17 protein-coding genes and 1 pseudogene are annotated in these 19,475 nt (G+C 67.9%); 9 read left to right on the top strand and 9 right to left on the bottom strand.

Annotation, left to right across the window (positions count from 1 at the left end; translation table 11 throughout):
• Window positions 1–34: 34 nt before the first annotated feature.
• A complete protein-coding gene (locus tag ACOCMH_RS04925) occupies window positions 35–691 on the top strand; it encodes a peroxiredoxin (RefSeq protein ID WP_427308049.1) in 657 nt (218 codons plus the stop codon).
• A 309-nt stretch (window positions 692–1,000) separates the two neighbouring features.
• Here ACOCMH_RS04925 and ACOCMH_RS04920 read toward each other — a convergent pair whose 3' ends face one another.
• The 3 genes from ACOCMH_RS04920 to ACOCMH_RS04910 form a co-directional block, all read right to left on the bottom strand.
• Window positions 1,001–1,969, bottom strand: coding sequence for a chemotaxis protein (locus ACOCMH_RS04920; RefSeq protein ID WP_427308048.1), 969 nt, complete (start codon window positions 1,967–1,969; stop codon window positions 1,001–1,003).
• A 142-nt stretch (window positions 1,970–2,111) separates the two neighbouring features.
• Window positions 2,112–2,372 carry a MoaD/ThiS family protein gene (locus tag ACOCMH_RS04915; protein ID WP_092314329.1) on the bottom strand — a complete coding sequence of 87 codons (261 nt, stop codon included), beginning with the start codon at window positions 2,370–2,372 and terminating at the stop codon, window positions 2,112–2,114.
• Between the two features lie 29 nt (window positions 2,373–2,401).
• On the bottom strand, window positions 2,402–3,574 hold the full coding sequence (locus ACOCMH_RS04910) for a glycosyl hydrolase (protein ID WP_427308047.1): 1,173 nt from the start codon (window positions 3,572–3,574) through the stop codon (window positions 2,402–2,404).
• A gap of 549 nt (window positions 3,575–4,123) precedes the next feature.
• Between ACOCMH_RS04910 and ACOCMH_RS04905 the strand changes: the two are divergent.
• A pseudogene (locus tag ACOCMH_RS04905) lies at window positions 4,124–4,747 on the top strand (N-acetyltransferase).
• A gap of 16 nt (window positions 4,748–4,763) precedes the next feature.
• Here ACOCMH_RS04905 and ACOCMH_RS04900 read toward each other — a convergent pair.
• Complete coding sequence (locus ACOCMH_RS04900) at window positions 4,764–4,973, bottom strand: hypothetical protein (protein WP_427308046.1); 210 nt, start codon at window positions 4,971–4,973, stop codon at window positions 4,764–4,766.
• Between the two features lie 467 nt (window positions 4,974–5,440).
• Here ACOCMH_RS04900 and ACOCMH_RS04895 point away from each other — a divergent pair, with 467 nt between their 5' ends.
• Window positions 5,441–6,835 (top strand): NCS2 family permease, encoded by a 1,395-nt coding sequence (locus tag ACOCMH_RS04895; protein ID WP_427308045.1) that lies wholly within the window; start codon window positions 5,441–5,443, stop codon window positions 6,833–6,835.
• 190 nt (window positions 6,836–7,025) lie between these two features.
• Here ACOCMH_RS04895 and ACOCMH_RS04890 read toward each other — a convergent pair whose 3' ends face one another.
• Entirely contained in the window at window positions 7,026–8,360 is a 1,335-nt protein-coding gene (locus ACOCMH_RS04890) for a tail fiber protein (RefSeq protein WP_427308044.1), read from the bottom strand.
• Between the two features lie 149 nt (window positions 8,361–8,509).
• Here ACOCMH_RS04890 and ACOCMH_RS04885 point away from each other — a divergent pair, with 149 nt between their 5' ends.
• Window positions 8,510–9,592, top strand: coding sequence for a tetratricopeptide repeat-containing glycosyltransferase (locus tag ACOCMH_RS04885; RefSeq protein ID WP_427308043.1), 1,083 nt, complete (start codon window positions 8,510–8,512; stop codon window positions 9,590–9,592).
• Between the two features lie 41 nt (window positions 9,593–9,633).
• Here the strand turns inward: ACOCMH_RS04885 and ACOCMH_RS04880 are convergent, their stop codons facing one another.
• Window positions 9,634–10,044 (bottom strand): VOC family protein, encoded by a 411-nt coding sequence (locus ACOCMH_RS04880; RefSeq protein WP_427308042.1) that lies wholly within the window; start codon window positions 10,042–10,044, stop codon window positions 9,634–9,636.
• A gap of 327 nt (window positions 10,045–10,371) precedes the next feature.
• On the opposite strand from ACOCMH_RS04880, the gene ACOCMH_RS04875 reads away from it, so the two are divergent.
• The gene (locus tag ACOCMH_RS04875; protein WP_171515316.1) at window positions 10,372–10,680 is read left to right on the top strand and encodes an H-NS histone family protein; all 309 of its coding nucleotides are present in this window, start codon (window positions 10,372–10,374) and stop codon (window positions 10,678–10,680) included.
• 64 nt (window positions 10,681–10,744) lie between these two features.
• Here the strand turns inward: ACOCMH_RS04875 and ACOCMH_RS04870 are convergent, their stop codons facing one another.
• Window positions 10,745–11,278: a hypothetical protein gene (locus ACOCMH_RS04870; RefSeq protein WP_427308041.1), complete on the bottom strand. Its 534-nt coding sequence runs from the start codon at window positions 11,276–11,278 to the stop codon at window positions 10,745–10,747.
• 573 nt (window positions 11,279–11,851) lie between these two features.
• Between ACOCMH_RS04870 and ACOCMH_RS04865 the strand changes: the two genes are divergently transcribed.
• Window positions 11,852–12,880 carry an AraC family transcriptional regulator gene (locus tag ACOCMH_RS04865; protein ID WP_427308040.1) on the top strand — a complete coding sequence of 343 codons (1,029 nt, stop codon included), beginning with the start codon at window positions 11,852–11,854 and terminating at the stop codon, window positions 12,878–12,880.
• 12 nt (window positions 12,881–12,892) lie between these two features.
• Here ACOCMH_RS04865 and ACOCMH_RS04860 read toward each other — a convergent pair whose 3' ends face one another.
• Window positions 12,893–13,813 (bottom strand): LysR family transcriptional regulator, encoded by a 921-nt coding sequence (locus tag ACOCMH_RS04860; protein ID WP_427308039.1) that lies wholly within the window; start codon window positions 13,811–13,813, stop codon window positions 12,893–12,895.
• Window positions 13,814–13,918: 105 nt separating this feature from the next.
• Here ACOCMH_RS04860 and ACOCMH_RS04855 point away from each other — a divergent pair, with 105 nt between their 5' ends.
• A complete protein-coding gene (locus ACOCMH_RS04855) occupies window positions 13,919–15,142 on the top strand; it encodes an MFS transporter (RefSeq protein ID WP_427308038.1) in 1,224 nt (407 codons plus the stop codon).
• Between the two features lie 19 nt (window positions 15,143–15,161).
• Here ACOCMH_RS04855 and ACOCMH_RS04850 read toward each other — a convergent pair whose 3' ends face one another.
• A complete protein-coding gene (locus ACOCMH_RS04850) occupies window positions 15,162–16,388 on the bottom strand; it encodes an NnrS family protein (RefSeq protein ID WP_427308037.1) in 1,227 nt (408 codons plus the stop codon).
• Between the two features lie 236 nt (window positions 16,389–16,624).
• On the opposite strand from ACOCMH_RS04850, the gene ACOCMH_RS04845 reads away from it, so the two are divergent.
• Together ACOCMH_RS04845 and ACOCMH_RS04840 are read left to right on the top strand one after the other, a co-directional pair.
• Complete coding sequence (locus ACOCMH_RS04845; RefSeq protein ID WP_427308036.1) at window positions 16,625–17,905, top strand: MFS transporter; 1,281 nt, start codon at window positions 16,625–16,627, stop codon at window positions 17,903–17,905.
• 54 nt (window positions 17,906–17,959) lie between these two features.
• Window positions 17,960–19,345 (top strand): NarK family nitrate/nitrite MFS transporter, encoded by a 1,386-nt coding sequence (locus tag ACOCMH_RS04840; RefSeq protein ID WP_427308035.1) that lies wholly within the window; start codon window positions 17,960–17,962, stop codon window positions 19,343–19,345.
• The last annotated feature ends 130 nt before the right edge of the window (window positions 19,346–19,475 follow it).

Here is a 19,475-nt window from a genome sequence, read left to right as displayed (position 1 = left end):
ATTCCAAACCATGCCAACTGCAAGGAGCGCAACCATGGCGATTCGACTGGGCGAGCAAGCCCCTGATTTCACCGCCGAGACCACGGAAGGCCAGATCAATTTCCATGAGTGGATCGGCGACGGCTGGGCCATCCTGTTCTCGCATCCCAAGGACTTCACGCCGGTGTGCACCACCGAGTTGGGGTATATGGCCCGGCTCAAGCCCGAGTTCGACAAGCGCAATACCAAGATCATCGGCCTGAGCATCGATCCGGTGGGCGATCACCAGCGCTGGGTCAAGGACATCGAGGAAACGCAGGGCTGCACCGTCAACTACCCGATGATCGGCGATGCCGACCTGAAGGTCGCCAAGCTCTACGACATGATCCACCCCGAGGCCAGCGGCGGCGGCCCGCGCACCGCGGTGGACAACGCCACCATCCGTTCGGTGTTCATCATCGGCCCGGACAAGAAGGTCAAGGCGATGCTGGTGTACCCGATGAGCGCGGGACGCAATTTCGACGAGGTGCTGCGGCTGCTGGATTCACTGCAGCTCAATGCGAAGCACACCGTGGCCACGCCGGTGAACTGGAAGCCGGGCGAGGACGTCATCATCCCGACTTCGGTCTCGGACGAGGAGGCCAGCAAGAAATACCCGCAGGGCTTCAAGACGCTGAAGCCCTACCTGCGGACCGTGGCACAGCCCAAGTAGCGCAGGACGGGCAGGAACAGGGAGAGCGAGGAGCGGTAGCACCGGGGAGCGCGGCGGCGCGCAGTGTGCGCCAGGCCCGCGCCGGGCTTCCCGGCCGGCATCGCGCGATGCCGGCCGGGAGGGCACCGGCACGCCGTGGTTGGTCCACAGGAAATATCCACAGGATCAGTGGATATCCCCCCTCTTGACAACCGCAAAGGGCGCGCCCGCGCTGGCACACACTGGAATGCCCGTTTTATAGGCAACCGGACGGCGTACGGGAATGGTTGCGGGCGCTTGCATTTTGTGCCTCCGGGCGCCCGCGCCCGCTTAACGGCTCAGCACCGTGCGGATGGTGTCGGCCAGTTCCTTGGCGACAAACTTGGCCACATAGGCGTCGGCCCCGACCTTGCGCACGTGTTCTTCGCTGGCCTCGCCCGACAGTGACGAGTGAATCACCACCGGCAGCGACTTCAGCCGGCTGTCGGCCTTGATCTTGCGCGTCAGCGTAAAGCCGTCCATCTCGGGCATTTCCAGGTCGGTCAGCACCAGCGCCACGTCGTCCTGGATCGGGCGGCCATGGCTGGCGGCCTCGGCAGCGATGCGGTCCAGCAGCTCCCACGCTTCCTTGCCCGACTTGGTCATCACCACCGGCGCGCCCAGCGCCTTCAGGCCCTGCTCGATCAGCCCGCGCGCCAGCGCCGAGTCGTCGGCGGCGATTACCCTGGCGCCGGGGCGCAGTTGCAGCTGGGCGCCCACCTCGCCGGGATCCACGTCAGGCTGGCGGGTGGGCAGCACGTCGCGCAGGATCTGCTCGACGTCGAGCACCTGCACCAGGCGCGCCGCTTCCGCGCCCTCTTCCGCGCCACCCTCCAGCTTGGCGATGCTGGTCACATGGCCGGTGCGCACGCTGGCCTCGGCCGAATGCACCTGGTTCCATTCCAGCCGCACGATTTCCTCGACCGCTTCGACCGCAAAGCCCTGGGTCGAGCGCGCATATTCGGTCACCAGCAGGATGCCCAGGCCGCTGCGCGGCTTGCAGCCGACCAGCCGCGGCAGGTCGATCACCGGAATCACCTGGCCGCGGATATCGGCCATGCCCAGGATTGACGGGTCGGCACCGACCACGGTGGTCACTGGGGGCATCACCAGGATCTCGCGCACCTTGAAGACGTTGATGCCGAACAGCTCCGACTGGCCGGAATGTTCCGCCTCGCCGAGCCGGAACAGCAGCAGCTCGAACTGGTTATTGTTGGTGAGGTTAGTCCGTTCGTCGATGTCCCTCATGGAACTGCTCATGCGTCGCTCCCGTGCCGTGCGTGTGGTGTGTTGCCGCCATCGTTGTCATCTGCCTGCGGCCGCGGCGGATGGCGCACGGCAGGGTTCATGACTGGATATCGGCCGGGGGCACGGGGAGTTGAGCGGCGCCGCAGCCGGGAGCCTACCCCCCGGCAAGCGCCTGCAGGATATGGACCTCGTCCGTTTCCTGCAGCGGCGCGTCGAGACGCATCAGTTGCGTGCGGTTGACGAAGACGCGGATATACGGCCGCAGCTTGCCCTGTTCATCGACGATGCGAAACCGCATGCCGGGAAACTGGCGCTCGAGGTCGTCGAGCAGCTCGGCAATGCTGGCGCCGCGGGCCTCGACATATTCGCGCTGTCCGGTATAGGAAAACAGCGGCGTCGCGATACGGACCTGCATGAGGAGTCCTCCGAAGCGGCGGCCGGCGCTCAGGCCGGACGCGCCACGCTGACCGCGTAGATCTGTGGCAGGTTGCGGGCGATGCATTGCCAGGCCTCGCCCTCGTCCGCGCTGGCCCACAGTTCGCCGCCGGTAGTGCCGAAGTACACGCCCACCGGATCGTGGCCGTCGGTGGCCATGGCCTGCCGCTTGACCGTAAACCAGCCCTGTTCGGCCGGCAGGCCGCGGTCCTGGCGCTGCCAGGTCTCGCCGGCATCGCGCGTGACATAGGCCGCGGGCCGGCCGCCCGGGCTGACGCGCGGCCACACATCGCTGCCGTCCATCGGGAACACCCACACCGTACGCGGGTCGCGGCGGTGCGCCACGATGGGAAAGCCGATGTCGCCGACTTCGGCCGGCATCGCCTCGCCGATCCGCTTCCACACGCCTTCGCGGCGGTCCATCCGGTAGATGCCGCAATGGTTTTGCTGGTACAGGAGGTCCGGGTTGGCGGGATGCTGCAGCACGCAGTGCGGGTCCTGTCCGTATTCCGGGTTGGGATCGGGCAGGAAATTGGCGATGCTGCCGCGGTTCAGCGGCTTCCAGTCGGCGCCGCCGTCGGTGCTCTCGAACACGCCGCCGCTGGACATGCCGATATACAGATGACGCGCGTCGCGCGGGTCGACCAGCACGGAATGCAGCTTGGGACCGTCGGGGGTGCCGTCCTGCTCGCCGCCGGTCCAGGCGCGCCACATCGGATGGTCGTTGAAGCCGCGCACCGGCTCCCAGCTCGCGCCATGGTCGGCACTGCGGAACAGGCCCTGCGGCGAGGTGCCGGCGTACCAGGTGCCGGACTCGCTGGCATGGCCGGGCGTAAGCCAGAACACGTGGTCGACGACACGGCCGGTCTCGCCCTCCGCCGCCTTGTCGAAGGCGGGCGGGCGCGCTGCCTCGGTCCAGTTGCGGCCGCCGTCGGTGGAGCGGAATACGGTCGGGCCCAGGTGGCCGGTGCGCGCCGCCATCAGCAGGCGCGACGGGTCGCGCGGGTCCTGCACGATATGGTGAATGGTATGCCCGAGGAAGGTCGGGCCTGCGATCTGCCAGCTGCGGCGGGCGGCGTCGCTGGTCAGGAACCAGGCGCCCTTGGTCGTAGCCACCAGCAGCCGGACCGTGCCGGTATCCGCGTCATGGTCCGCAATTTCGGGGGTGGGGAAAGTCGTCATCTTGGCTCCTGGAACAAGGCCGGGTGAACGATGTTTCCGAGTCTAGTACATGTAGACAGTGTTCACAATGAACGATGACGAAGGTGGCGACCTGTACCTGCACAAGCGCCCGCCTGAGGCTGAAGTAGAACGGCGTTGGGCGCGGAAGCCGGGAACTTGCCTGGACATTGCGCGCGAAGTGTGGCATAAGCAATGTTCCTTCCCAATCTTCGCGCCCCGCCTTCATGCCCTGCGTTGCCCGTTTCGCCACCCTGAACCGCCCGGCCCAGCCGGCGGTGGGCGTGCGTGCGCGCGCCGCGCAGCGGGGCCTCGCCTTTGGGGTCCGCCGCGCCGTGCTTTTCCTGGCCGTGCGGGCTGTTCGGGGCGCCACCCTCCAGCCCTGAGCTTTCCCGCACGGCCCATGTCGCGGATGCCATCCGGCACCCGCTCGATCATGCCGCCAGGAGAAAGCCAGACATGTCACCGCTCTACCGCCATACCTTCTGCGCCATGGTGGCGCTCGCCGCCCTCTACCTGATCCTCAATACCTGAGCAGGTGGGACCATTGCCATGGCGAATTTCCATGCCCTGCGTCTGCCGATGCCGGCGCTGCCGCGCGCGCTCGAACTGCGCATCGATGTTGACCTGGCCCCCGCCGAAATCGAGCGCGAGCTCGACACCCTGCACGGCCGCATCGCCCGGCCAGGCGACCGCCTCCATGCGATGCCCGCCGTGGCCGCGGGCGCGCCCGGGCTGCGCCTGCGCTTCCGCGAGGCGGACGGCGAGTATTACGTGTATGTGGAAGACATCATGCAGCGCCGGCTGGCCGGTTATACCGTCTTCAACCGGCTGATCGAGGTCGGCCGCCGGGCCGATCCATGGGTGCGGGCGCCGCATACCAAGTTTGCGCCCGCTTAGCAGCGCCGCGGCCTGGCGCGGGCCTTATATCGCTGGGCACTGGACGGCGGGCTATGCCTGCTGAGCGGCGCGCGGCAGTCGGCCGGCGCCCACGCCCTATGGCAGGCACTGGTCCCGGACTACGCCATGGGCTATGTGGATTTGCGCGGCAAGACGCTGACTTGGCTCGGCGATGCCGTCGATCAAGCCACGCGCGAGGGGCTGCATACGCGCATGCTGCTGCTCGGGCGCGGCTGGACGCTGGATGCGTTCATGGCCCGCACCGGCATGTACTGACGCAGCGCGCGGGTCTTTACAACCAGCGGATCGGCGCGGCCTCGCGGGCATTCGCCGCATACAGCGTCCAGCCCTGCGCAAAGTACGCGCGCACGCGCGCGGCCAGCGACTGGCCTGCGCCCATCCGGGCGTAATAGGCGACATCGCGCGCCGGCTGGGCTGTCACAGGCTTCGAGACCTCGGGCTGGGCGGGTTGGCGATAGAGGGTGTCGGCAAGTGCTTGCATGGGGAATTTTCCTTTCCGGTGGGATATGGTTTGGCGTGCCCCGCGAAGCACCTGGAGTCGGGGTTCGCCTCCCATCGCAAGGCAATCAAGGGTTATCCCTAGTATAGCGAAGTGGCCCGCCCGACCTACGGGTCAATCCCTATAGGCCGTATATGCGCCGCCTGATAACGGCAGCGGCCGAAAACGCCACCTGGCGCCGTTTCGCGCCGTGACGATACTCAAACATCACATTCGATATTCCCGCCCGCACATGCCGCGCATTGAGCGCCGGTGATGATGACTGGCGCGCGCTCCCCTAGCCTTCAGCCTTGCCCGGATCACGCCCGCAGAGGCACCGACAAGCGGCACACCGATAACAGCGGGTTGGCCAGGATTTCCGCCTCCAGCCCAGACCAGAACCAAGTGAGACAAGCCTGACGACAGTCCGCATGACGGACGTTGCAGCGCCCGCAAGGAGACAGTTCATCATGATCGAGCAACCCTATCCGTCGTCCGCGACGGACGCCGATGCCGCACGCTCCCACGTCCCCGAAGCCAGGGGCCGGCTCGACGCGTTCTTCGAGATCACCAAGCGCGGCAGCACCCAGCGCCAGGAAGTCGTGGCCGGGGTCACCACCTTCATGGCCATGGTCTATGCCGTCTTTGTCGTACCGGGCATGCTGGGCAAGGCCGGCTTCGACACCAGCGCGGTCTTTGTCGCGGTGTGCCTGACCACGGCCTTTGGTTCGCTGCTGATGGGCCTGTGGGCCAGGCTGCCGATCGCCATCGGCTGCGCCATCTCGCTGACCGCGTTCATGGCCTTCGGCCTGGTGCTGGGGCAAGGCCTGTCGCCGGCGGTCGCGCTCGGTGCGGTGTTCCTGATGGGCCTGGTCTTCACCGCGATCTCGGTCACCGGCGTGCGCTCCTGGATCCTGCGCAACCTGCCGGCCGGCGTGGCGCACGGCACCGGCATCGGCATCGGCCTGTTCCTGCTGCTGATCGCCTCGAATGAAGTCGGCCTGGTGGTCAAGAACGCGCACGCCGGCCTGCCGGTGTCGCTGGGCAAGATCACCTCGTTCCCGGTGGTGATGTCGGTGCTGGGCCTGGCCGCGATCTTCGGGCTGGAGCGCCGCAAGGTGCCGGGCGGCATCCTGCTGGTGATTATCGCCATCTCCGCGGTGGGCCTGGCTTTCGATCCGGCGGTGAAGTTCACCGGCGTCTTCGCGCTGCCGTCGCTGAGCGCACCGGGCCATGAATCGCTGATTGGCGCCATGGACGTGCGCGGCGCGCTGACGGCCGCCGTGCTGCCGAGCGTGCTGGCACTGGTGATGACCGCGGTGTTCGACGCCACCGGCACCATCCGCGCCGTCGCCGGGCAGGCCGGGCAGCTCAATGCCGCGGGCCATATCCACAACGGCGGGCGCGCGCTGACCGCGGATTCGGTCAGCTCGATCTTCTCGGGCATGTTCGGCGGCGCGCCAGCCGCGGCCTATATCGAATCGACCGTCGGCGTGGCCGCCGGCGCCAAGACCGGCCTGACCGCGGTGGTGGTGGGCCTGCTGTTCGTCGCGGTGATGTTCTTCTCGCCGCTGGCCGCGCTGGTGCCGTCGTACGCCACCGCGCCCGCGCTGATGTACGTGGGCCTGCTGATGCTGTCGAGCGTCAGCCGCCTGCACATGGATGACCTGGTCGATGCGCTGGCCGGCCTGGTCTGCGCCGTGTTTATCGTGCTGACCTGCAATATCGTGACCGGCATCATGCTCGGCTTCTGCACCCTGGTGGTCGGACGCGTAGTCGCCGGCGAATGGCGCAAGCTCAATGTCGGCACCGTGGCCATCGCGGTGGCGCTGGCGGCGTTCTACGCCGGCGGCTGGGCGATCTGACCCCATGCATGACCGCGTCCCGGGCCTTCCCGGGACGCTGACAACCAGATGTCTCCTCCACCGCGATCCAGGTGGATTTCAAGCCCGGGCTTCCTGCTTTCCCGGGCTGTTTTTTTTGCAGAGACACCGCACTCGTTTTGCCTGGCTGGAGGGCTTCGGGCTGGCTGCTAGCAGCCTGCGCGACGGCGCATCAATTGGGAGTGGGATAGATGCCGTCGACGCAGATCATGTAAGTCAGCCCATTGGGCGTGACCGCGCCCAGGTTGGGCAGCGCGAAATTTGTACGGCCGTCGCCGCCGTATGTCGTCCCGAGCAGGCTGAACAGAGCCGAATATTGGCTGATCGACAGCAATTGGCCATTGGCCGGCATGCCCTGGGCCCAGCGGGCGGCAGTCAGCCATACCGTGCCAATGACGCAATCCATTCCGGCGCTGGAGGAACCGGCACCACCCGGCGTCCCCAATCCGGGCACGGTGCCGGTTGCTCCGGTTGCTCCGGTTGCTCCGGTTGCTCCGGTTGCTCCGGTTGCTCCCGTTGCTCCCGTTGCTCCCGTTGCTCCCGTTGCTCCCGTTGCTCCCGTTGCTCCCGTTGCTCCCGTTGCTCCCGTTGCGCCTGTTGCACCGACAGGACCGACAGGACCGACAGGACCGATAGCGCCTGCCGCGCCTGTCGCACCAGTCGCGCCCGCAGAACCTGTGACTCCCGTCGCGCCTGTCGCGCCTTGTGGACCCGTGGCACCCTGTGGACCCGTGGCGCCGGTGGCGCCGGTCGGTCCCGGTGCCCCTACGTTGCCCCGTGCAAGCTCGGCCTTTACCTCCGCCAGCGTGGCGCCGGTCGCGGTCAGGCGCGCCTGCAGTGCCTCAAGACGGTCGTCGTAAGCGTCGCCGAAACGGGGCGCAAATTTCTGGTTCAGCAGGTCGATGTTGGCCGCGTCGACACCCAGATTGGCCAGGCGCAGCCTGACCAGGGTCAGTGCGGCCGGCAGGCGGTTGACCGCCGCGGCGGCCGAGATCGCCGAAAACGCCGTGAAGAAGGCTACCGTGTCCGGATTTTCCGTCGCCGACGCCACCACAAGTTCAGTGATCGGCGTGATGTTGGTGTTTCCCGGCCCCTGCACCAAAGTATGCAGCGGCACGCCCGCGACAGTTACCACGCGGCCGGCGCATGGCAGCGTCAGCCCCGCGGTTGAAACCGACCAGCTCCCATCCGCGCCGGTGGTGGTGCTCACCTGGCCGGCAACGCACCGGAGCAGGACTTCCGCGTTGACCACCGGTGCGCCGGTAGCGGCGACGCCGGAAATGGTCGCGGTTGGCAGCGTCCCCGGAGCGGTCTGCGCGCCGCCGCTGCCGTCGTCACCGCCGCAACCGGCGATGAGAATGGCCGTAGCCGTTGACAGGCTGATAGCCCAATTGTGTTGATGCATGATGATGACCCCCTTGGTTTGGTTTGCCTGTGCGCACTGGTGCGCGATCGGGCCTGGCACACGGCCCTGTGCGGAAAATCCGGTGTTGTAATTGCGGTGCATGCCGAGGCCCTGTGAATGGAAACGTGGACGTGTTCCGGGCGCGTGCATGGTAGCGCCCGGCTCGACTCGCAGGCCCACTCTTTGGTAGGGGGTGTTGCTTTTGAATCAGCGGTATTCTTTGACCGATTTCTGCAAACGGAGGCTATCTGGTGGCCCGCATCTGCCTGAACATGATCGTCAAGGACGAAGCGCCGGTGATTACGCGCTGCCTGCAGAGCGTGAAGGGGTGGATCGACCATTGGGTCATCGTCGACACCGGCTCATCGGACGGAACCCAGGCGCTGATCCGGCAATTCATGGCCGGCATTCCCGGCACGCTGCACGAACGCGCCTGGCGCAATTTCGCTGAAAACCGCAATGAAGCCATGACGTTGGCCAAGGCCGAGTTGTGCGGTGAAAGCGATTTCCTGCTGTTTATCGATGCGGACGAAACGTTGCGCATGGATCCGGGATTCGGCTGGCCCGTGCTGCAGCAACAGGGATATCAGTTCCGTTGCGAGCTGGACGGCTGGCATTACCTGCGCAACGCGCTGGTGCCGGCCGGCATGCCGTGGCGCTGGGAAGGGGTGCTCCACGAATACCTGACGCAAGAGCGCGCGCACCGCTGGGAGATCCTGCCCGGCGCCACCATCGTGGTGTCCCGGGATGGCGCCCGGGCACGCGCTGACGACACCTATCTGGGCGATATCGCCATACTCGAGGCGGCCGTTCGCAACGAACCCGCAAATGCGCGCTATCGCTTCTATCTGGCGCAGAGCTATCGCGATGCCGGCATGCTCGACGAAAGCATCCGGGCCTATAGTGAACGCGCCGCCATGGGCGGCTGGGATGAGGAGGTCTGGTTTTCTCGTTTCCAGATCGCCGTGCTCAGAGAACGCCGCGGCGATGCCCCCGCGACCGTGCGCGACAGCTATCTGGAGGCCTATCAGGCGCGCCCCAGCCGCGCCGAGCCCTTGTGCGAGCTTGCCCGCTACCACCGCCTGCGCGGCGAGTTCGCGCTCGCGCATTTGTTTGCCCAACAGGCCGTGGCGTTGGCCAGACCGGCGGACGTCCTGTTCGTGGACGAATCCGTCTATGCATGGCGCGCCCTCGACGAGCTCGCCGTGAGCGCTTATTACGTCAATGCGGTCGAGCAGGGCAGGCAAGCGCTGGTGCGGCTGACGAGCGAGGGGCGCGTGCCGGCGCACGAGCGCGCGCGCATCGAGGGCAATCTGCGTTACTTTGGCCTCTGATCGTCTATCCGGCGCGTGCGCTGCTGTCAGGCTGGCCTTGCTTATTGCGCGGTCTGCATCGCCGCCATATCCATGTACACCAGTTCCCAGACATGGCCATCCAGGTCCTGGAAGCCGTGCCCGTACATAAAGCCCAGATCCATTGGCGGCTTGTAGGTATTGCCGCCCGCCAGCACTGCGGCATTGACCATTTCATCGACGCGCGCCCGGGTTTCCATCGACAGGCAAACCAGCACTTCGGTGGCTTTGCGCGCATCGCAGATTTCATTGGGCGAGAAGCTGCGGAACTTGGCTTCGGTGAGCAGCATCACGAAAATGTTCTCGCCGACGATCATGCAGGTGGCGCTATCGTCGGTAAATTGCGGATTGAAGGAAAAGCCCAGCTGGGTAAAGAAGGCAATCGACTTTTGCAGGTCGCGGACGGGCAAATTGACAAAGATCTGCTGATTCATAGGGCGGCTCCGGAGGTCGTGACGTGGCACTGCGCGGGGCGCAGACAAACAGTCTAGGCGAAAACTGCAAAGCGGCGCGCGTATTTCTATTCTCTAAATGACGGCAAAAATGAAGATCCGGCGCGGTCAAGCAGTGCATTGGATCGGGCGAGGTTGCGGCGATGCTTGCGACAATGGTTGCCCGTAATTGGCATGGTAATCAGGCTGGCCAGCTGCCCGACAATCTCTCCGTGCAATCTGCGTTATTTTTTGTAAAATTTTTTCAGGTGCTCTGTCACCGGAATTTCTAGTACCATGCAGCGGCCTAATTGCAGAAAGGGGATATAAATGGCGACATACAAGCAACTCCTGGCTGAGAAGGAAGCGCTGGAAGCCAAGCTGAATGAAGTGCGCGCGACCGAAGTGGCGGGCGTGATCGATAAAATCCGCGACCTGATGACCGAATATGGCCTGACCGCGGAAGACATCCTGCCCCGGCGCAAGCGCGGCCGTCCCGCCGGCAGCAGCCCGCGCAAGGCCGCCGCCGCCCTGCCCCCGAAATACATGGATCCCAAGACCGGCAAGACCTGGTCGGGCCGCGGCCGTGCGCCGGCCTGGCTGGGCAAGCGTCCGGAGCGCTTCCTGATCGAGCAGTAAAACGGGCGCTGCCGCCGGACGGCAGCGCCGCAACCCGTCCGCAGCCCGGGGGCCCGGACGGGTCTCACAACGCCTGGCAGACGTAATCCTTGCGCAGCGCCCTGAAGCCCTGCTGGGTCGGCTCCGCCGTCAGGCGCGCGCCGCCGTCGGGCAGCGGCTGCAAGCGCAGAATCCGCGCGGAACACTGGCTGGCGGTCTCGTCCCGCTGGTAGCGGATCTCATACTGCCCGCCGGCCACCGGCACGAACGACATGCCCGCGGCGCAGCGCAGCTCGGGCAGCGGCGGCGCGGCGGCCGAGCTCACCGCCACATAGATGCGCCGGCCCGCCTCGACCAGCCGTTCGCGCGTGCGCGCGGCCGGCTCCGGCGAACGCCCGGCCATGTCCAGGCTGCGCTCCCTTCCCATCGCCGACAACTGCTTGCCCATTCCTGCCAGCACCAGCGGCCGGGCCGGATCCGGGCACCGGGCCGGATCGACGATGGTGAACGAGGTGTTTTCGTCGGTGCTGGTCACCAGCCGCACGCTGGCGGACGGCGCACCGGCCGGTACCCGGTATTGCGCCACACAGCCCGACACCGCCACGGCAGCCGCAAGCATCGGCAACACGGCAAGGCGGGGCGGGCGGGCGGACAACCGGTGATGGCGCATGGCGGCGGGCAGGTTAAGTCGCGAAGGCAGGATGCCGGGCCCGGAGCCGGGCGTTGGCGGCACGATGATGAAAATTGGAACAGGGATGCGGCCTGATCGCGCTGCGGCCGGCCGTCCCGCCAATGGCCGCCGGCGCCCCGGGCGCGGGCGCCATGCCACCAAAGCTGCCCAGCATACCCGCTTCCCACGCCCACCGGCAGCCGCACAAACCCATGTTGAAAACTCCGACGTGATATCCACAGAATCTGTGGATATCCTGGCCGTGCCCCGTCCGGAAACCCCAGTCTGTGCGCCAGCGCACCGGACTGCCCAAAATTTAGGCAACGGGTTGCAGCGACCCCGGAAGCCAGCAGCGGCGCGGCACTCGCCGCCGTCAGGCAGGGATCCGGAAGCAGTAAAGCTGCCTGGCACACACTTCCGCCCGCCACGCACCCTTGTAGGGGCCATCGTCACCGCGTAATCTCTTTCGTACCGGGGGCTGCACTGGCGCACTTGCGCCACCTTGCCAGCCAGAAAACGACGATGCCACAACAAGAGCCTCTCCAGGCCGGGCCGTTGCCTCGTGACCTGCTGCACGCACTGCGTGAAGGCGGTTACGACGTATCGGCACTCGCGCCTGCCCCGGAATCCGATACCGACTCCGACTCCTGCGACCACCAACCCGCCGCGCATGCGGCCGACCCGCAACAGGCCATCCACCTGCTGCTGGCCGTCTATCACGCCACCGGCGACCCCGCCATCGGGCTGTGGCTGGGCAGCCGCATGCCGCCCGACCTCCTTGGCCTGGCCGGCCTGCCCGCCATGGCCGGACCGTCGCTGGGCACGGCCCTGCGGCGCATCGCGCGCTACCAGAAATTGCTCGCCGGCGACCGCGTCGAGCTGCGCCGCCAGGGCGACGAAGCCTGGGTCTGCATCCGCCCGAGCGATCCCGAAGCGCCCGACAGCCGGCCGCGCATCGACATGGAGCTGTGCTCGCTGCTGGCCTTCGGCCGGCGCTTCACGCGCAAGCCGCTGCATCCGCTGCGGGTGTCGCTGCGCATCGGCCGGCCCGACTGGCACCTGCGCTACACCGAGGCCTTCGACTGCCCGGTGCGCTTCGGCGAGCCCGAAGACGCGATCGTGTTCGGCCGGCGCGACCTGGCGCTGCGGCTGATGGCACGCGACCGCTCCAGCCCCACGGCGCCCGCCGCCAGCCGCGACCTGCGGCCGGCCACGGCGTCGCTTGCCGATGTGCGCGGCGCCCTGCAGCAGCTGGCCGGCGACCGCGCCCTGAGCCTGGCGGCGGTGGCGCGCCACCTCGACATCAGCGAGCGCACGCTGCAGCGCCGGCTGATGGCCGCCGGCACCAGCTTCCGCGCGCTGTGCGAAGACGCGCGGCGCGAGCTGGCTGGCCATTACCTGAGCGAAGGCGCGCTGTCGCTCGGGGAGATCGCGTTCCGGCTCGGCTTTGACGATGCCAACTCGTTCTTCCGCGCCTTCCGCCGCTGGACCGGCACGACGCCGGGCGACTACCGGCGCCACGCCACGCCAGCGCCGCAGCCACCGGCCTAGCAGCGGCCTCGCTCACCCGCCGCGGGCGCGCTCCCACGGCGGGTTGTCGCCAAAGCGTTCGGCCAGGAAATCGACAAAGGCGCGCACGCGCGGCGGCACCAGCCGCCGCTGCGGCATCACCGCGTAGATGCCGGTGTCCGCCAGCGGGTAATCGGGCAGCACCTGCACCAGCCGGCCGGCCTGCAGGTCGGCGCAGACATGCCAGGCCGAATGCAGCGCAATGCCGAAGCCCGCCAGCGCGGCGTCGGACAGCAGCTCGCCGGTATTGGCCTCGATCCGGCCGCGCACGCGCACGGCGATCTCGCCGCCGGCGCCATCGCCGAGCCGCCAGACATCTTGCCGCCCCTGGCTGCCCACCAGCAGCAGGCAATCGTGCCGCGCCAGGTCCTGCGGCGTGCGCGGGGTGCCGCGCCGGCGCAGGTAGTCGGGCGACGCGCACAGCAGCCGCCGGTTGTTGGCGAGCCGGCGCGCGACCAGCGCCGAATCGTCCAGCGCGCCGATGCGGATCGCCAGGTCAAAGCCGGCGCTGACAAGGTCCAGCACATGGTCGGTCAGGTTCACGCTGAGCGATACGCCCGGATGCCGGGCCAGGAATTCCGGCAGCAACGGCGAGACATAGAGCCGTCCGAACGACGACGACGTGGTCACCCGCAAGGTTCCGCTGACGCCGGTGCCAGCCTGCCGCAGCGACGCCCCCAGCGCCTCCAGGTCATCCACCAGCGCGCGCCCCTGCTCGGCCAGCACGGCACCCTCCGGGGTAGCGTGCAGCCGCCGCGTGGTGCGATGCAGCAGGCGCACGCCCAGTTCGCGCTCCAACCGCTGCAGCCGCTGGCTTGCCACCGCCACTGAAAGATCCAGGCTGCGCGCCGCGGCGCTGATGGAGCCCAGGTCCAGCACCCGCAGAAACAGGCCGATATCGCCGATCCGGTCCATGATTTTCAATGCTTCCTTGAAACTGATTATGGATCATGCCGGTTTTTACTGAAGCCGAAAAGGCCCAGACTGCGGGCTTCCTTCCCCCTTGCGACCCTGTCCACCATGGCTTCCCCTCAATCCGTCCCCGCCGCCCCCGCCCGGGACCGGCTGCCGATGGCGCTGTACGCGCTGACCGCCGGCTCCTTCGGCATCGGCTGCGCCGAATTCGTGATCATGGGCCTGTTGCTGCAGGTGGCCGCCGACCTGCAGGTAACCATCGCCGCCGCCGGCATGCTGGTCTCCGGCTACGCGCTGGGCGTGTTCGCCGGCGCGCCGGTGCTGACGCTGCTGACGCGCCGGATGCCGCGCAAGGCGGTGCTGCTGGCGCTGATGGTGATCTATACCGTGGGCAACGCGGCGTGCGCGCTGGCGCCGGACTACACCACGCTGATGATCGCGCGCGTGCTGACCTCGCTCACGCATGGCACCTTCTTCGGCGTCGGCGCGGTGGTCGCCACCGGCCTGGTGCCGGAACACCGCCGCGCCTCGGCGATTTCCGTGATGTTTTCCGGACTGACGCTGGCCACGCTGCTGGGCATGCCCGCCGGCGCCTGGCTGGGCCTGCACCTGGGCTGGCGCTCGACCTTCTGGGCGATGACGCTGGTCGGGCTGCTGTCGCTGGCGGTGATCGCGCTGCTGGTACAGAACAGCCGGGACCACGGCGCGCGCGTGGCGCTGCGCGACGAACTGGCCACCATCGGCCGCCCGCAGGTGCTGCTGGGGCTGTCGATGACGGTGCTGCAGTCGATGGGCATCTTCGCCGTGATCACCTACGTGCAGCCGTTGCTGACGCGCGTGTCCGGCTTTGGCGAGGCGGCGGTATCACCGATCCTGCTGCTGTTCGGCGCCGGCATGATCGTCGGCAACGTGCTGGGCGGCCGCTTTGCCGACCGCGCCCCGACCCGCGCGGTGCTGGCCACCCTGGCGGCGCTGACGCTGGTGCTGGCGGCGATGACGCTGGCCATCCACAGCCAGGTGCTGGTGGTGGCCTTCGTCGGCATCCTGGGCGTGGCGGCGTTTGCCACGGTGTCGCCGCTGCAGCTGCGCGTGCTGCGCCACGCCCGCGGCGCCGGCGAGAACCTGGCATCGAGCTTCAATATCGCCGCGTTCAACCTGGGCAACGGCCTGGGTGCGTGGATGGGCGGGGTGGTGGTCGATCACGGCCTGGGGCTCACGGCATTGCCGTGGGTGGCGGCGCTGGCGCCGATGGCGGCGCTGGCGGTGGCATGGCTGAGCGTGAAGCTGGAGCAAGGCGCCCGCGCACCGCTGGCGCAGGCCTGCCCCTGAGCGGGATGCTGTAGCGCCTTCAGCCCGGCTTGCCGTCCAGCCGCGGCCGCGCCAGCCGCGGCGCATACGTCAGCGCATAGAGCCCGAAGCCCGCCACCCAGCAAGCGCCTGCGCCCCACACCCAATGCAGGTAGCCGGCGGGCCAGGCCATCGGCCCGAACACGCGCAACACCGCCGCCGCGGCCACCAGCCAGTACGCCGCGGTCTCCGCGCGGCCGGCCACCAGCATGCGTCCGGTGTGGCCCAGCGCGGTGCGCGTGACCATGGCAATGATGGCCACGCCGAGCACGCCCACGGTGAACGCGTGCGTCGCCAGCCCGGCCATCACCAGGCCGAGCGCATCAAGCGCCTGCAGCAGCAACGCCACCGGCAGCCACGCATAAGCCAGGTGCAGCACCCACAGGATCGGCCGGTTGCCAACCGCATGACCGCGCCACCCCGCCACGCGTACGCCCAGCACCAGCGCGGCCAGCAGCGACAGCGCTGCGGCCAGCCATGCGGGCACGGGCAGCAGACCCGCCGACAGCCCCAGCACGGCCGCCGGAATTGCCAGGCGATCTACCTGCCGGTACTGGCGCAGCCGGAAGCCGGGAATCGCATTGGTGGTGAACATCGGGATCACGCGCCCGCCGATCACCACGACAAACAGCGTAACCAGTGCCACGCCAGCGCGGCAGGCCAGCATCGCCGCGGCGTCATGGCCGCGCGCCTGCAGCCACAGGCTGGCGATATCGGCCAGCGCGAGCAGCCATAAGGCCAGGGCCAGCGGATAGTTGCGGCGGTTGCCGCCGCGCACCAGCGTGCGCGTAAAGGCCAGCGCCGCCAGCGGCAGGAACGCGCCTTCGACCGCGAAGGCCGCGGTGCCGGGCGCCAGCCACAGGCCAGCACGCCCAGCCACCCAGAGCCCGAACAGCGCAGCCAGCGCGGTGCCGGTCGGTGTCGGCTGCCCGGTCCAGGCCCGTCCGGCGGTAAACAGAAACCCCACCACGATGGCCGCGGCGAAGCCGAACACCATCTCGTGCGCATGCCAGAACATTGCCGGCAGCGCCGGTGCCGGGCCGACACCGTTCATACCCGCCAGCATCGCCGACCATGCCGCGATCGCCAGCGCGGCAAACACCGCGCCGCCCAGGTAGAACGGGCGAAAACCCAGCGCAAACAAGGCAAAGCCACGTGGCGGAGGCCCCGCGGGGGCCTTGCCAGAAGGCGGCGTGCGCCGCGCGGGAAGGATGGGAATGGTGTCCATGGCTGGCGATGAGGATCAGGGGAGGCGGCGCGGGGTTCGCCGTAGCGGTGCAAAGCGATGCGCCGCATGTTGACTGCACGATAGCACCGCCGCCGCGCCGGCAACCTCCCCCGGTAGAACTACCTCCAAAGGCAGGCCGCGCCCGCGCGTGCGCTGTGCTGCCGGCGAATAGGCAGCACCAGCGCCCGCCCCTACTCTGGCATCACCCCCGCCAAAGTTGATACAGGAGCATGGCCATGGCCACCCAATCCCGCGCGCCGGCGCCGATCCCGCCCGGCGCCGCAATAACACTGGCGTCCAGTACTTTTGCCTTCACCATCTGCTTTGCCGTCTGGATGCTGTTCGCGGTTCTCGGCATCCCCCTCAAACAGCAGCTCGGCCTCAACGACACGGAATTCGGCCTGCTCGCCGCCACGCCGGTGCTGAGCGGCTCGCTGATTCGCGTGCCGCTGGGCCTGTGGACCGACCGCTTCGGCGGCCGCATCGTCTTCTTCGTGCTGATGCTGGCCACCGTGATCCCGATCTGGCTGATCTCGTATGCGACCACGCTGTGGCAGTTGCTGCTGCTGGGGCTGTTCGTGGGCCTGGCGGGCGGCTCGTTTTCCGTGGGCACGCCCTACGTGGCGCGCTGGTTCCCGCGCTCCCGCCAGGGGCTGGCGATGGGCATCTTCGGCGCCGGCAACTCGGGCGCCGCGCTGACCAAGTTCGTCGCGCCGGCGCTGATCCTGGCGGCCGGCACCTGGACCGTCGTGCCGCGCGTCTATTCGGTGGCGATGCTCGTCACCGCGCTGCTGTTCTGGGTGTTTTCACGCAGCAACCCGGCGCACCTGGTCAAGTCCAGCGTGGGCTGGCGCGAGCAGCTGGCGGTGATGCGCGACCCGCGCGTGTGGCGCTACTCGCAGTATTACTCCGTGGTGTTCGGCGGCTATGTCGGCCTGTCGCTGTGGATGACCAAGTACTACATCGGCGAATACGGCTTCGACATCAAGACCGCCGCTTTCCTGGCGGCGTGCTTCTCGCTGCCGGGCGGCGTGCTGCGCGCCATCGGCGGCTGGATCTCGGACCGCTACGGCGCGCACCGCACCACCTGGTGGGTGATGTGGGTCAGCTGGGTCGGCTTCTTCCTGCTCAGCTACCCGCAGACCGATTTCATCGTCCAGACCACCGGCGGCCCGCAGGCCTTCCGCATCGCGCTGACGCCCACGCTGTTCACCATCCTGCTGTTCGTGGTCGGCATCGCCTTCGCCATCGGCAAGGCCTCGGTGTTCAAGTTCATCTCCAACGACTTCACCCACAACATCGGCGCGGTCTCCGGCGTGGTGGGCCTGGCCGGCGGCCTGGGCGGCTTCGTGCTGCCCATCCTGTTCGGCATGCTGGCCGACCTGACCGGCATCCGCAGCAGCTGCTTCATGCTGATGTACGGCACCGTGTGCGTGAGCCTGGTGTGGATGCACTACAGCCATCGCGCCGAACGCCAGCGCAAGGCCCAGGCCGTCGGCCTGACCCAGGCGGCCTGACGCGGCACCGACCTCCCTGCGCCTGCGCGCTTTCTTCATCAAGGCACACTGATCATGACCTCATCCGTACTCACCCGCTGGGAGCCTGAAAACAAGGCATTCTGGCAAAGCGAAGGCGAGCGCATCGCCTACCGCAACCTGTGGATCTCGATCCCGGCGCTGATGCTGGCCTTCGTGGTCTGGATGCTGTGGAGCGTGGTCGCGGTCAACCTCGACCGCGCCGGCTTCCAGTTCACCAAGAACCAGCTGTTCTGGCTGACCGCGCTGCCGGCGCTGTCCGGCGCCACGCTGCGCATTTTCTATTCCTTCCTGGTGCCGGTGTTCGGCGGGCGCCGCTTCACCGCGATCTCCACCGCGCTGCTGCTGATTCCCGCACTGGGCATGGGCTTCGCGCTGCGCGACCTGTCCACGGGCTACCCCACGCTGCTGGTGCTGGCGCTACTGTGCGGGCTGGGCGGCGCCAACTTCAGCTCGTCGATGGCCAATATCAGCTTCTTCTTCCCCAAGGCGAAGAAGGGCCTGGCCACCGGGCTGAATGCCGGCATCGGCAACCTGGGCGTGTCGGTGGTGCAGTTCGTCACGCCGCTGGTGGTGTCGGTGGCGGTGTTTGGCGCGCTCGGCGGCGAGTCGCAGCAATACCAGGCCAGCGGCGCCGCGCAGAACCTGTGGCTGCAGAACGCGGGCTTTATCTGGGTGCCGTTCATCGTCGTGTCCGCGCTGGCGGCGTGGTTCGGCATGCATGACATCGCCGATGCCAAGGCCTCGTTCGCCGAGCAGGCGGTGATCTTCAAGCGCAAGCACAACTGGCTGATGTGCTGGCTGTACGTCGGCACCTTTGGCTCGTTCATCGGCTTCTCGGCCGGGCTGGCGCTGCTGACCAAGTCGCAGTTCCCCGGCGTGAACCCCACCGCCTATGCCTTCCTGGGGCCGCTGGTGGGCGCGCTGACGCGTCCGGTTGGCGGCTGGATCTCGGACAAGCTGGGCGGTGCGCGCGTCACGCTGTGGACCTTCGTCGGCATGATCGCCGCGGTGTTCGCGGTGCTGGCGGCGCTGCCGCACGACGGCGCCGGCGGCAACTTCACCTGGTTCCTCGCGGCCTTCATCGCCTTGTTCGCGCTGACCGGCATTGGCAACGGCTCGACCTTCCGCATGATCCCGGTGATCTTCCTGACCGAGCGCCAGCGCGCCGCGCAGGGCAAGGGCGACGCCGCGCAACGCCAGGCGCTGCAGGACGCCGGCAAGGAATCCGCCGCGGTGCTGGGCTTTTCCGGCGCGATCGGCGCGTACGGCGGCTTCTTCATCCCCAAGAGCTTCGGCACCGCACTGGAGCTGACCGGCGCGCCCGACGCCGCGCTCTATTGCTTCATCGCCTTCTATCTCAGCTGCGTGCTGGTGACCTGGTGGTACTACGCGCGCCGCAACGCGCCCATGCCCTGCTAAGGCCTCGCCGGCCGGACTAGTTCTTCGGAACTAGGTCCGCGCCCTGCTCCTCCCCCGATCGCCACGCGGCGGCTGTTCCACCAGCGAATTGGCCGCCGCCCCGCTCCCCCATAAGCTCGAGGTGTCCCTG

Source organism: Cupriavidus sp. H39 (genome assembly GCF_050271075.1).
In the GTDB taxonomy this organism is placed as follows: Bacteria; Pseudomonadota; Gammaproteobacteria; order Burkholderiales; family Burkholderiaceae; genus Cupriavidus; species Cupriavidus necator_B.
The sequence above is the reverse complement of the archived record's forward strand: the minus strand, read 5'-3'. Positions and strand labels throughout refer to the sequence as shown.